At 67.8% G+C, this 12,327-nt stretch carries 10 protein-coding genes; 2 read left to right on the top strand and 8 right to left on the bottom strand.

Annotated features, from left to right (window positions below; translation table 11 throughout):
- Positions 1-57 precede the first annotated feature (57 nt).
- The 4 genes from fdhF to apbC form a co-directional block, all read right to left on the bottom strand.
- On the bottom strand, positions 58-2,931 hold the full coding sequence (gene fdhF / locus ACAM55_RS04915) for a formate dehydrogenase subunit alpha (protein WP_369654931.1): 2,874 nt from the start codon (positions 2,929-2,931) through the stop codon (positions 58-60).
- Positions 2,928-4,673 carry an NAD(P)H-dependent oxidoreductase subunit E gene (locus ACAM55_RS04910; protein ID WP_369656338.1) on the bottom strand — a complete coding sequence of 582 codons (1,746 nt, stop codon included), beginning with the start codon at positions 4,671-4,673 and terminating at the stop codon, positions 2,928-2,930. The genes fdhF and ACAM55_RS04910 overlap by 4 nt, the downstream gene beginning before the upstream one ends.
- Positions 4,674-4,917: 244 nt before the next feature.
- Positions 4,918-5,862: a LysR substrate-binding domain-containing protein gene (locus ACAM55_RS04905; protein ID WP_369654930.1), complete on the bottom strand. Its 945-nt coding sequence runs from the start codon at positions 5,860-5,862 to the stop codon at positions 4,918-4,920.
- 14 nt (positions 5,863-5,876) lie between these two features.
- Positions 5,877-6,968 carry an iron-sulfur cluster carrier protein ApbC gene (gene apbC / locus ACAM55_RS04900; RefSeq protein ID WP_369654929.1) on the bottom strand — a complete coding sequence of 364 codons (1,092 nt, stop codon included), beginning with the start codon at positions 6,966-6,968 and terminating at the stop codon, positions 5,877-5,879.
- A gap of 147 nt (positions 6,969-7,115) precedes the next feature.
- On the opposite strand from apbC, the gene ACAM55_RS04895 reads away from it, so the two are divergent.
- Entirely contained in the window at positions 7,116-8,309 is a 1,194-nt protein-coding gene (locus ACAM55_RS04895) for a patatin-like phospholipase family protein (RefSeq protein ID WP_369654928.1), read from the top strand.
- A 6-nt stretch (positions 8,310-8,315) separates the two neighbouring features.
- On the opposite strand, the gene ACAM55_RS04890 is transcribed toward ACAM55_RS04895, so the two are convergent.
- Complete coding sequence (locus ACAM55_RS04890; protein ID WP_369654927.1) at positions 8,316-8,966, bottom strand: TetR/AcrR family transcriptional regulator; 651 nt, start codon at positions 8,964-8,966, stop codon at positions 8,316-8,318.
- Positions 8,967-9,044: 78 nt separating this feature from the next.
- On the opposite strand from ACAM55_RS04890, the gene ACAM55_RS04885 reads away from it, so the two are divergent.
- Positions 9,045-9,620 (top strand): redoxin domain-containing protein, encoded by a 576-nt coding sequence (locus ACAM55_RS04885; protein WP_369654926.1) that lies wholly within the window; start codon positions 9,045-9,047, stop codon positions 9,618-9,620.
- Between the two features lie 16 nt (positions 9,621-9,636).
- On the opposite strand, the gene ACAM55_RS04880 is transcribed toward ACAM55_RS04885, so the two are convergent.
- The 3 genes from ACAM55_RS04880 to ACAM55_RS04870 are packed head-to-tail and all read right to left on the bottom strand — an operon-like array spanning position 9,637 to position 12,144.
- On the bottom strand, positions 9,637-10,323 hold the full coding sequence (locus ACAM55_RS04880) for a YceH family protein (protein WP_369654925.1): 687 nt from the start codon (positions 10,321-10,323) through the stop codon (positions 9,637-9,639).
- Positions 10,324-10,367: 44 nt separating this feature from the next.
- Complete coding sequence (locus ACAM55_RS04875; protein WP_369654924.1) at positions 10,368-11,087, bottom strand: phosphodiester glycosidase family protein; 720 nt, start codon at positions 11,085-11,087, stop codon at positions 10,368-10,370.
- 25 nt (positions 11,088-11,112) lie between these two features.
- Complete coding sequence (locus tag ACAM55_RS04870; RefSeq protein ID WP_369654923.1) at positions 11,113-12,144, bottom strand: isocitrate/isopropylmalate dehydrogenase family protein; 1,032 nt, start codon at positions 12,142-12,144, stop codon at positions 11,113-11,115.
- Positions 12,145-12,327 lie beyond the last annotated feature (183 nt).

Below are 12,327 nucleotides of genomic sequence, written 5' to 3'. Positions count from 1 at the left end.
GGCGCAAAGGTTAAACCATGCCCGCGCCCTCGCCCACGCTTCCCCCTGCCGCCCGCGTCAGTCCACCGTCGCCAGCACGCCTGAACCGGTTCCGTAGCCGGCCGCCGCCATCGGCTGGCCGCCGCGCTGGATGCGCACCGCGCAATACTTGAACTCGGGGATCTTGCCGAGCGGATCGAGCGCGGCATTGGTCATCAGGTTGGCCGCCGCCTCGTAGTACGCGAAGGGCACGAACACCGCGCCGTTCGGCGTGCCGTCGTCGCGCCGAACGTGGATGGCCACCTCGCCGCGCCGCGATTGCACGGTGATCACGTCGCCGGCCTCGAGGCCGAGCTTCTGCAGGTCGGCCTGGTTCATCGACGCGGTGGCCATGGGCTCCAGCGCATCGAGCACGGTGGCGCGGCGGGTCATGCTGCCGGTGTGCCAGTGCTCGAGCTGGCGGCCCGTGATGAGCACGAACGGGTACTCGGCATCGGGCCGCTCGTCTGCCGGAATGATGTCGGCGGGCACCAGCTTCACGCGCCCGTCGGCGGTCGGGAAGTCGTCGATGAACACGGTCGGCTGGCCTGGGTCGTCCTCGCTCAGGCAGGGATAGGTCACGCTCGAATCGCGCTGCAGCCGCTCCCAGCTGATGCCGCTGATCACCGCGTGCATGGCCTGGCGCATTTCCTCGTAGACCGCGGCCACACCGGACTCTTCGCCCTCGTAGTTCCACTGCAGGCCCATGCCCCTGGCGATCTGCTGGATGATCCAGAGATCGGGCCGCGCGTCGCCCGGCGGGTTGAGCGCGCGCTTGCCGAGCTGCACCATGCGGTCGGTGTTGCTCACCGTGCCGGTCTTCTCGGGCCAGGCGCTCGCGGGCAGCACCACGTCGGCGAGCCACGCGGTCTCGGTCATGAAGATGTCCTGCACCACCAGGTGCTCCAGGCTCGCGAGCGCATGGCGCGCATGGTTCAGATCGGGGTCGCTCATGGCCGGGTTCTCGCCCATGATGTACATGCCGCGCACCTTGTGCGGATCGGTGTCGGGCGCCAGCGCCTTGTGCATGATCTCGACCACGGTGTAGCCCGGCGTCGCATCGAGCGGCGTGCCCCAGAAGTCTTCGAACCAGGCATGCACCGCCGGGTTGTCGACGCGCTGGTAGTTGGGGAACATCATCGGGATCAGGCCCGCGTCGCTCGCGCCCTGCACGTTGTTCTGGCCGCGCAGCGGGTGCAGGCCCGAGCCGGGCTTGCCGATCTGCCCGGTGACGGTGGCCAGCGCGATGAGGCAGCGCGCGTTGTCGGTGCCGTGCACGTGCTGGCTGATGCCCATGCCCCAAAGGATCATCGCCCCCTTGGCGGTGGCAAAGGCCCGCGCCACTTCGCGCAGCGTTTCCGCCGGCACGCCGCAGATGGGTGCCATCGCCTCGGGGCTGTAGCCCTTGACGTTCTCGCGCAGCGCTTCGTAGTTGCTGGCGCGCGTGCGCACGAACTCCTGGTCGACCAGGCCCTCGTCGATCACGGCGTGGATCAGCGCGTTGAGCATGGCCACGTCGGTGTCGGCCTTGAACTGCAGCGTGCGCCAGGCATGGCGGCTGATGTCGGTGCGGCGCGGGTCGGCCAGCACGATCTTCGCGCCGCGCTGGGCGGCGTTCTTCATCCAGGTGGCGGCCACCGGGTGGTTGGCCGTGGGGTTGGAGCCGATGACGAAGATCAGCCCCGCGTGCTCCACGTCGTTGACCTGGTTGCTCACCGCGCCCGAGCCCACGCCTTCGAGCAGCGCGGCCACGCTGGAGGCGTGGCACAGACGCGTGCAGTGGTCGATGTTGTTGCTGCCGAAGCCCGTGCGCACGAGCTTCTGGAACAGGTAGGCCTCTTCGTTGCTGCCCTTGGCCGAACCGAAGCCCGCGAGCGACTTGGCGCCGTAGGTATCGCGCAAGCCCGAGAGCTTTCCGCTGGTAAGCGCCAGCGCTTCTTCCCAGGTGGCTTCGCGGAAATACTCGCTCCAGTCGCCGGGCCGCGGCGCATCGCCGAAGTCCTTCGGCACGCCGGGCTTTCGGATCAGCGGCGTGGTCAGGCGCTGCGGGTGGTGCGCGTAGTCGAAGCCGAAGCGGCCCTTCACGCACAGGCGGTTGTGGTTGGCCGGTCCGTCGCGGCCATCGACGCTGACGATCTTCTCGTCCTTCACGTTGTAGGTGACGAGGCAACCCACGCCGCAGAACGGGCACACCGAATCGACCTTGCGGTCGACCTGCTGCGATCCGATGTGGCTCTTGGGCATGAGCGCGCCGGTGGGGCAGGCCTGCACGCATTCGCCGCAGGCCACGCAGGTGCTGTCGCCCATCGGGTCGTCCAGGTCGAACACGATCTTGCTGTCGGCCCCGCGCAGGGCGTAGCCGATGACGTCGTTGACCTGCTCTTCGCGGCAGGCGCGCACACAGCGGTTGCACTGGATGCAGGCGTCCAGGTTGACGGCCATCGCTGGGTGCGAGATGTCGGCCTTCGGCTGCTCGCGGCGCAGCGCCTTGAGCTCGGGCCGCACCGCGATGTCGAGCTTCTTCGCCCAGGCGCTGAGTTCGCCGTGCTGCTGGGTGGCGTCGTCGCCGATCCATTTGTAGCCTTCGTCGGGCATGTCGGACAGCAGCATCTCGACCACCATCTTCTGGCTCTTGAGGGCCCGCTCGCTGGTGGCCTTCACTTCCATGCCGGCCGTCACGTTGCGGCAGCAGCTGGGTGCCAGCGTGCGCTCGCCCTTCACCTCGACCACGCACGCGCGGCAGTTGCCGTCGGGGCGGTAGCCGTCCTTGAAGCACAGGTGGGGAATGTCGACGCCGTGGCGCTCGGCTGCCTTGAAGATGGTCTCGCCGTCGAAGGCCTGGATGGGTTGGCCGTCGAGCGTGAACTCGATCGTTTGCGGCATCAGCTCCGCGAGCTTGGACGGGGCGTTCATGCCACCTCCTCCGGAAAGTATTGCTGGATGCAGCGAATCGGGTTGGGGGCCGCCTGGCCGAGCCCGCAGATGGAGGCGTCGCCCATGACCTGGGCCAGGTCTTCGAGTGTGGTGTTGTCCCACACCGGCGCATGCATCAGCGCAGCGGCCTTGGCGGTGCCGACGCGGCATGGCGTGCACTGACCGCAGCTCTCGTGCTCGAAGAAGCGCATCACGTTCAGCGCGGCGTCGCGTGCGCGGTCGTGCTGGCTCAGCACCATCACGGCGGCCGAGCCGATGAAGCAGCCGTAGGGCTGCAGCGTGTCGAAGTCGAGCGGAATGTCGTTCATGCGCGCCGGCAGGATGCCGCCCGACGCGCCGCCGGGCAGGTAGGCATAGAGCGAGTGGCCGTCGAGCATGCCGCCGCAGTATTCGTCGATGAGTTCCTGCACCGTGATGCCGGCGGGCGCGAGCTTGACGCCCGGGTGCTTCACCCGGCCGCTCACGCTGAAGCTGCGCAGGCCCTTGCGGCCATGGCGGCCGAAGCCGCTGAACCAGGCCGCGCCTTTTTCGACGATGTCGCGCACCCAGTAGAGGGTTTCGAAGTTGTGTTCCAGCGTCGGGCGGCCGAACAGGCCCACCTGCGCGATGTACGGCGGTCGCATGCGCGGTTCGCCGCGCTTGCCCTCGATGCTTTCGATCATCGCCGACTCTTCGCCGCAAATGTAGGCGCCCGCACCGCGCCGCAGCTCGATGCGCGGCAGCGCGCAGGGCGGATCGGCCTGGAGCCGGGCCAGCTCGGTTTCGAGCAGCACCCGGCAGTCATGGTATTCGTCGCGCAGGTAGATGTAGCACTGCTCGATGCCGACGATCTGCGCCGCCACCACCAGGCCTTCGAGAAAGCGGTGCGGATCGCGCTCGAGGTACGTGCGGTCCTTGAAGGTGCCGGGCTCGCCTTCGTCGATGTTCACCGCCATGAGCCGAGGCGCGGGCTGGTCGCGCACGATGCGCCACTTGCGCCCGGCCGGAAAGCCCGCGCCGCCCAGGCCGCGCAGGCCCGAGTCTTCCATGGTCTTGATGATGGCCTCGGCGTCTTCCTCGCCGTTGACGAGCGCGGCCGCAAGCGTGTAGCCGCCATGCGCACGGTAGGTGGCATAGTCGGTGAAGGCCGGCATGCGCTCGATGGCGCCTGGCAGCGGCGAGACGCTTTTCTCGGCGAACGCGGCGGCGTCGAAGTACGCGACCGTGGCTTCGTCGGGATCGGACTTCAGCGCCTGCAGCACCTTGCCGGTGGTCGCGAGCGGCACGGCCTGCTGGTCGACGACCGCCACGGGTGCCTGCTCGCAGCGGCCGACGCAGGGCGCGGCAATCACGCGCACGTCGCCGCTGCCAACGCCGAGCAACGCGGGCAGCCGCGCCAGCAGATCCCTGGCACCGGCCAGCTCGCACGCCAGGCCGTCGCACACGCGAACGGTGAGGCCGGGCGCCGCATCGTCGCCGCGCACCACCTCGAAGTGGTGATAGAAGGTCGCGACCTCGTAGACCTCGGCCATGGGAATGTTCATTTCCCGCGCCAGCGCCACCAGGTGGCGGTCGTGCAGGCAACGGAAGGCGTCGTTGAGCTTGTGCAGGTGCTCGATGAGCAGGTCGCGCCGGTGGCCCTCGGCCGGACGCGCGCCGATGAGCGTGCGCACTTCGAGGAGCGCCGCTTCCTCGGGCTGGCGACCCTTGAGCTTGCTCTTGCGGCGGATGCGCTCGCGCATCTCGTCGGCGGTGGCGAGCGGCACGATGGTGTGCGTCGGGGCCGCCGTGGTTGTTGTCTCGCGGGTCGTGGCTGGGTGGTTGTTCACTGCCTAGGCCTTTTTTCGAATGTCTGTCTGGCAATGCCTCGAGCGGATACTCAAAGGCTTACCGAGTGTGTGGGGCCGCCATGGACGCGTCAAATTCGATCGGTGCATCGATCGATTCAATAACTAAATGGTGACCCGGTACAGGGCCGGCCGCCAGCTATTCGCCCAGCGCACCGCTGTGCAGCCGCACCTGCTCGCGCCAGGCCGGCGTCTGCAGGAAAACCAGGGCGGCGTCGAGCGCGCGCGAGGGGCGCACGCCGGTCTGGGTCATGAAGCCCAGCGGGGTCTTGACCTCGGGGCCCACCAGCGGCAGCGCCTCCAGTTCCCGGTAGCTGCGCACGGCGGCGACCATCGAGCCGGGAAGCACGCTGCTGACGGTGCCCGCGAGCACGGCCAATGCAAGGGTAAGTACCGAGTTGGTCTCGATCGCCGGCTCCAGCGCGATGCCGGCGTCGCGCAGCGCCTGGTCGATGATGGAGCGGTTGTGCATGTCGGGCGTGAGCAGGCACAGCGGCAGCTTGCCGGCGTCGGCCCAGGTCATCGGCCGGCCGATGCGCAGCCGGTCGGCCGAGGGCCTTGCCGCGCGGCGCAGCAGGAAGTAGTGCTCCACGCTCTGCGGCCATGCCGTGAGCTTGATGCCCGGCAGGTGCATGCGTTCGGTGTAGCCGAGCGCCAGGTCGACGGAGAGGCTTTCCAGCCCCATTTCCAGGTCTTGCGAGCTCATCGACAGCACGGCCGGCACGATGCCCGGGTGCAGCTCATGCAGCATGGCGGCAAAGCGCGACAGCATCGGAATCGCGGTGGGCACTGCCGCCATGCGCAGCCGCCCGCGCGGATGGCCTTCTTCGCTGCGCAGCTCCTGCTGCAGCACCTCGTTGTCGCGCAGCATGCGCTGCGCCGTGGCCAGCACGCGCTCGCCTTCGTGCGTGAGGCCCACGTACACGCGTGCCCGCTTCACGATGACCACGCCGAACTCGCTTTCGAGCGAGCGCAGCGCATTCGACAGCGCCGGCTGCGTGATGTGGCAGGCCTGCGCCGCGCGCCCGAAATGCTTGTGCTCGCTCAGTGCGACCAGATAGCGCATCGACGCGAGAAGATTCACGGGCGCGCCGCCGATCAGGTGTTCTTGCTGATGGAGATGGTCGGGAACTTCGCCGAGAAGTCCTTGGCCTTTTCGGCGATGCCCACGGCCACTCGGCGGGCCACGGCCTTGTATATGCCGGCCACTTCGCCGTCGGGGTCGGCCACCACGGTGGGCTTGCCGCTGTCGGCCTGCAGCCGGATGTTGATGTCCAGCGGCAGCGCGCCCAGGTATTCCATCTGGTATTGCTCGGCCATCTTCTTGCCGCCTTCGGAGCCGAAGATGTGCTCCACGTGGCCGCAGTTGGAGCAGATGTGCACCGCCATGTTTTCCACGATGCCCAGAATCGGCACGCCGACCTTCTCGAACATCTTGATGCCCTTCTTGGCGTCGAGCAGCGCGATGTCCTGGGGCGTGGTGACGATCACCGCGCCGGTCATGGGCACCCGCTGCGACAGGGTCAGCTGGATGTCGCCGGTGCCGGGCGGCATGTCGACGATCAGGTAGTCGAGGTCTTTCCAGTTGGTCTGGCGCAGCAGCTGCTCCAGCGCCTGGGTGGCCATGGGGCCGCGCCAGATCATGGCCTCGTCCTGGTCGACCAGGAAGCCGATCGACATGACCTGCACGCCGTGGTTCTCCAGCGGCTCCATGGTCTTGCCGTCCTCGCTCTCGGGCCGGCCCTCGATGCCCAGCATCATGGGTTGGCTCGGGCCGTAGATGTCGGCATCGAGCAGCCCGACGGCTGCGCCTTCGGACGCCAGCGCCAGCGCCAGGTTGGCCGCCGTGGTGCTCTTGCCCACGCCGCCCTTGCCGGACGCCACCGCGATGATGTTCTTGACGTTGGGCATCAGCTGCACGCCGCGCTGCACCGCGTGGCTGATGACCTTGGTGACGATGTTGACGGAGACGTTGCTCACGCCCGGCACCGTCTTTGCAGCCGCCACCAGCGCCTTGCGCAGGGCCGCGTGCTGGCTCCTGGCCGGGTAGCCGAGTTCGAGGTCGAACGATACGTCGCCGTCCGATATCTGCAGATTCTTGAGCGACCGCGTCGCCACGAAGTTCTTGCCGGTATTCGGGTCTGCGACGGCCTTGAGCGCGTCCATGAGCCCGTCTGGGGTGAGTGCCATTGATCTAACTCCTGAATGGCGGGTAGTCTAGTGGCTTGCCACCGGGCACCGCGCGCTCCGGCCGCTTCGCCTTCCCGCTGCCGGGGGCAACACCCCGCAAACCATGGGGGAGCGAGCCTTTTCTGAACAGCCACAGCAACAAGAACAATGCCTCCGACACCCCCGGTCACCGGCCTATTGCTCACCGGCGGCGGTGCCCGGGCCGCCTACCAGGTCGGCGTGCTCGAGGCCATCGCCGGCATCCGGCGTGCGGCGGGCTTCGCCGGCGGGGGCAATCCCTTCCCCGTGATCACGGGCACCTCGGCCGGGGCCATCAACGCGGCCGCGCTGGCCTGCGGCGCCGACGACTTCGACGAAGCCGTCGCACGCATCGCGCAGGTCTGGCGCGACTTCCACGCCGGCCAGGTGTACCGCGCCGACTCGCTCTCGGTCATTGGCAGCGGCGCGCGCTGGCGCATGCTGCTCGGGCTCGGGCGCTACGCGGCCAACTGGATGCGCGTCAGGCCGCGTTCGCTGCTCGACAACGCGCCGCTGGCCCAGTTGCTCGGCCGGATGGTGCCGCTGGAACGCCTGCCCCGGCTGATGCAGGAAGGCCACGTGCAGGCGCTGGCCGTCACCGCATCGAGCTACAGCTCGGGCGAGCACGTGACCTTCTTCGAAGCCGCTGTGCCGATGGAGCCCTGGGTGCGTTCGCAGCGGCTCTCGGTGCGCGGCCGCATCAGCCATGCGCACCTGCTGGCCTCGTCGGCCATTCCCTTCGTGTTTCCGGCCACGGCGCTGCCGATGCAGGGACATACCGAATATTTCGGCGACGGCTCGATGCGCCAGTCGGCGCCGATTGCCGCGGCGATCCACCTCGGCGCCAAGCGCATCCTGGTGATCGGCGCCGGCCGCATGCATGAGCCGCGCGACACCGACGCGCCCAACACCTACAGCGGCTATCCCACCATGGCGCAGATCGCGGGCCACGCACTGTCGAGCATCTTTCTCGACGCGCTGGCCGTGGACATCGAGCGGCTGCGGCGCATCAACCACACGCTCGGCCTCATACCCGAAGAAGCGCGCAAGTCGAGCTCGCTGCGTCCGCTCGACCTGCTGGTGATTTCTCCGTCGGAGCGGCTCGACGTGATTGCGGCACGCCATGTCGATGCCCTGCCCGGCGCGGTGCGCCACCTGCTGGGCGGCTCCAAGGCCGCGGCCGACGTGAAGGGCGGCGCGCTCGCAAGCTACCTGCTGTTTGAATCGGCCTACACGCGCGAGCTTATGGCGCTCGGGCGGGCCGACGCGATGCAGCAGAAAAGCGAGGTGCTGCGGTTCTTCGGATGGGAAGCCGCAGCCTGACGGAGATCAGCGCGCGGCGCTGCCCTCTGCGGAAAGCCCTGCCAGCAACAGGTCCAGGCTGGCTTGAAACTCTCGGTCGGCCGTGCTGCCAGTCGCTGCATTCGCGATGTCGATCAGGTGCGCAAAGCGGTCTTCCGGCAAGGCCCGGAATCGTTCGATGGTGAGCTCCGCCGACTCCGACGCCTGCAAGGCCAGCGGACCCGCAAGTTCCGACTGCGCGAGCCCCGTGATCAGGCCCGACACGGCCCGGAAGGCGATGAGCAGCGCCTGCCCCGAGCGTCCGCTGCGGGCCAGGGCGCGCAGCATCGCCTCGGTCGCCTCGAAGACGGCCGGCGAACGGCTTCGGCGCGTAAGGATCAGCGCAATGGCATGGGGATGGGCCCGTACCGCCTGCCACAACGCAGTGGCGATGACCCGGACTTCGTCCTGCCAGGCCGCGTGACTGCCTTCGGGCCAGCGCGCCTCGCCGATCACCGCCTCCACCACCAGCAGGTCGATGTCCTCGCGCTGCGAAACGTAGTTGTAGAGCGTCATCGCGCCGGTGCCGAGCTCGCTGGCCAGCGCGCGCATGGACAGCCCCGACAGCCCTTCCCTGTCGACAAGAGCCAACGCGGCGGCCTGGAGCTGTGAATGCGTGAATTTGGCGGGTCGTCCCATAAGAGTGGATGTTGACGCAGTTCGGAAGACGCGAGTATATTCAATTACGTACGGTGTACGTTTAAAAAAGGAAAGCCCGTGAAATTCGCGCCCGGCAACGCCGCTCCCCTGATTACCGCCAGCACCATCCACGGCATGCCCGTCCATGTTCCGGACCCGCTGCCGCGCTACGTGCATCTTCAGTTCCGGCGTTTCGCGGGCTGCCCGGTGTGCAACTTTCACCTCCTCACCATGGGCAGGCGCCATGCGGAAATTGCCGCGGCCGGCATCCGCCAGCTCGTCTTCTTTCATTCGTCACGCGAAGAAATGCTCAAGTACCAGGCGCAGCTTCCATTCGATTGCATTGCCGACCCCGGCAAGAAGTACTTCAAGGCGTTCGGCGTCGAGACCTCGGTGCGAGCGCTCTTGAATATCCGCGTCTTCTGGAGCGGGCTGCGGTGGATCCTGGCGGCCAGGCGTTTCTACACCCGGGCCGAGAATGGCATCCTGGGTCTGCCGGCGGACTTTCTCGTCGACGCGCAGGGGCGCATCGTGGCGTGCAAGTACGGCGCGCATGCCGACGACCATTGGGAAGTCGACGAATTGCTGCAGCTGGCCGGCGAGGTGCGGTCTGCGCGGCCGGTGCCGCCGACAACAACGGCACTGACGGGCTAGTGCCCGCGACGCCGGATCACTTCGCCTCGGAAATTCCGAGTTCCGAGCACACCCGCCCCACCAGCGCCTTGAGAGAGGCGAGCTCGGCCTCGAGCCGCGCCACGTTGGCCTTGAGCGCCGCGACCTCGCCGAGCGATGCATCGTGAGGTGCATACGCTCCCTCGGCCGAGCCGCCACCCGGCCCGGCGAGCTCTTCCGCCGGCGCGCCGCTCAGCAGATGCGCCCAGCGGCTTTCGCGCGCGCCCGGCAGGCGCGCGAGCTTCACCACCAAGGCGCCGGCCGGACGCTCGGTGAGTTCATCGAGAAAGCCTTCGACCGACGAGATGTCGGCGAAGTTGTGCATGCGGTCGCAGGCAATGCGCAGTTCGCCGGCCGTTTGCGGGCCGCGCAGCATCAGCACGGTGAGCAGGATGACCGACTGCGACGGAATGCGCAGCACGCGGTCGACGTTGTGTTCGTAGCGAAAGGCCCGGCCGCCGCTGGTTTCCGCCACCAGGCTGTAGCCCTTCAGGCTGTCGATGGCGGCCTGCACCTGCGCCTCGCTCAGTTCGAGCACCGGGCTGCGGCTGGTCTTCTGGTTGCAGCCGGACACCAGCGAGTTGAGCGTCAGCGGATAGCTGTCGGGCACGGTGCGCTGCTTCTCGGCCAGCACGCCGAGCACGCGGGTTTCGACGAGCGAAAGAATGGGAAGGGCCTGGGTCATTGCTCAATAAATCCTGAATGAAAACGCGGTGTCCTGAAGCCGGTTCATGGCACCGCCACGCCGAGTATCGGGCCCAGCTCCCTGACGAAATCGCTGCGCCGCAAGGAGGGCGAATGCAATGCCGACACGGTGCCGTCGAGGTAGAGCGCGTCGCGGCAGCGCAGCACGTCGCGAAAGTAGAGCGCGAACTCGTAAAAGTTCACCGGTTGTTCGCTGATCACGAAGATCGCCGTATGGCCCGACACGCCCACGCCGTTGCGGATCTTGCGCGAATCCGAGTCGGGAATGAAAGCGGGATGCACCCTGCCTCGGCGCAGCAGCAGCGGGCCCGACTGCGTCGCCAGCCGAACGCCCTTGGACAGCGCCGGGTACTCCGACGACTCGACCACGCGCGGCCTCCCCGTGCGGGACACCAGGAACACGCCGTTGGGCTTGAGGAAGAAGTTGCCCGCGTCGGTCGACAGGTTGAGCGGCGAAACCTCGCGCCCCTCCTGCACCAGGAGGCCCACCGGGGAAAAGTCGGCGTGGTACATGCCGGCATTCATCGCGAACAGGAGCTGCCGGTTCTGCGCGGCGAGCCAGGCCTCCAGGCGGTCGAAGCGCTTCAACTCGACGCCCGCATCGTCGCGCAGGAACAGCTCGAGCCGTTCCTTGCGAAGGTCGATCTTCACGACGGTGTAGCGCGGCTCGGCATCGGCCGCCGCGGCGGCCAGGCTGGCCGCGCCGGCCACGCACAAGGCCAACAGGAGCAGCAGCTTTCTCATGAAGTCCCGGGAAGCCGCCTCCGCTTCAGCCGTTCTGGATGCGGCTGACCAGTGCTTTCGTGAACGCTGCCGTGCCCGCGGTGCCGCCGAGGTCGCCGGTGCGCACCTTGTCGATGTTGAGCGTGTCGTCGATGGCCTTGCGCAGGCGCGTGGCCAGCTCGGGCAGCCTGACGTGCTCGAGCATCAGTGCGGCGGCCAGCAGCAGTGCGGTGGGGTTGGCAATGCCCTTGCCGGCAATGTCGGGCGCCGAGCCGTGCACGGCCTCGAAGATCGCCGCATCGGCGCCGATGTTGGCCCCCGGCGCCATGCCCAGGCCGCCGACCAGGCCCGCCACCAGGTCGGACAGGATGTCGCCGAACAGGTTGGTCGTCACCAGCATGTCGAACTGCCAGGGATTGAGCACCAGCTTCATCGCGCAGGCGTCGACGATGATCGTGTCGAGCTCGAACTTGCCCTTGTACTTCTCTTCATAGAGCCGGAGGCCGGTCTCGAGGAACAGGCCGGTCAGCACCTTCATGATGTTGGCCTTGTGGACCAGCGTGACCTTCTTGCGCCCGGTGGCAACGGCGGTCTCGAAAGCGTATTCGAGCAGGCGCAGGCACCCCTGGCGCGTGTTGATGCCGGTGGCCATGCCCACGGCATGCGGGTCGCCGTCGATGCGCACATAGTGCTCATGGCCGATGTACAGGCCCTCGAGGTTCTCGCGCACGACCATCAGATCGATCTTGTCGAAGCGGCCGCCCGGAATGATGGTGCGCGCGGGGCGCAGGTTGGCATAGAGCTGGAATTCTTCGCGCAGCCGCACGTTCGACGAGCGGTAGCCGCCGCCCGACGGCGTCTCCAGCGGCCCCTTGAGGGCCAGGCGGGTGCGGCGGATGCTGTCCAGCGTGGCTTGCGGCAGCGGATCGCCCGAAGCCTGGACGCCGCCGAGGCCGGCAATCTGGCGGTCCCACTCGAAGGGCGCCTTCAGCGCATCGAGCGCGGCCAGGGTGGCGTCGACGATTTCGGGGCCGATGCCATCGCCGGGAATCAGGGTTGCGGAAATGGGGGTGGTCATCGGAGACTCGCTTTCTGTATATCTGTCTTGTATATCTCTTCGCCATATGGAAGGGAGCGTGGCGAAACGCGCGGGGTGGAGCATACGTCGCGCCGGAGACACCCCGGCGCCGTTCGGGTCACTGGGGTCCGGCGACGCGTGGCGGAGCTCCGGGATCGGGGGTGTTCGGCAAGGTGCGGTGCC

This window comes from Variovorax sp. V213, assembly GCF_041154455.1.
Classification (GTDB): Bacteria; Pseudomonadota; Gammaproteobacteria; order Burkholderiales; family Burkholderiaceae_C; genus Variovorax.
The sequence above is the reverse complement of the archived record's forward strand: the minus strand, read 5'-3'. Positions and strand labels throughout refer to the sequence as shown.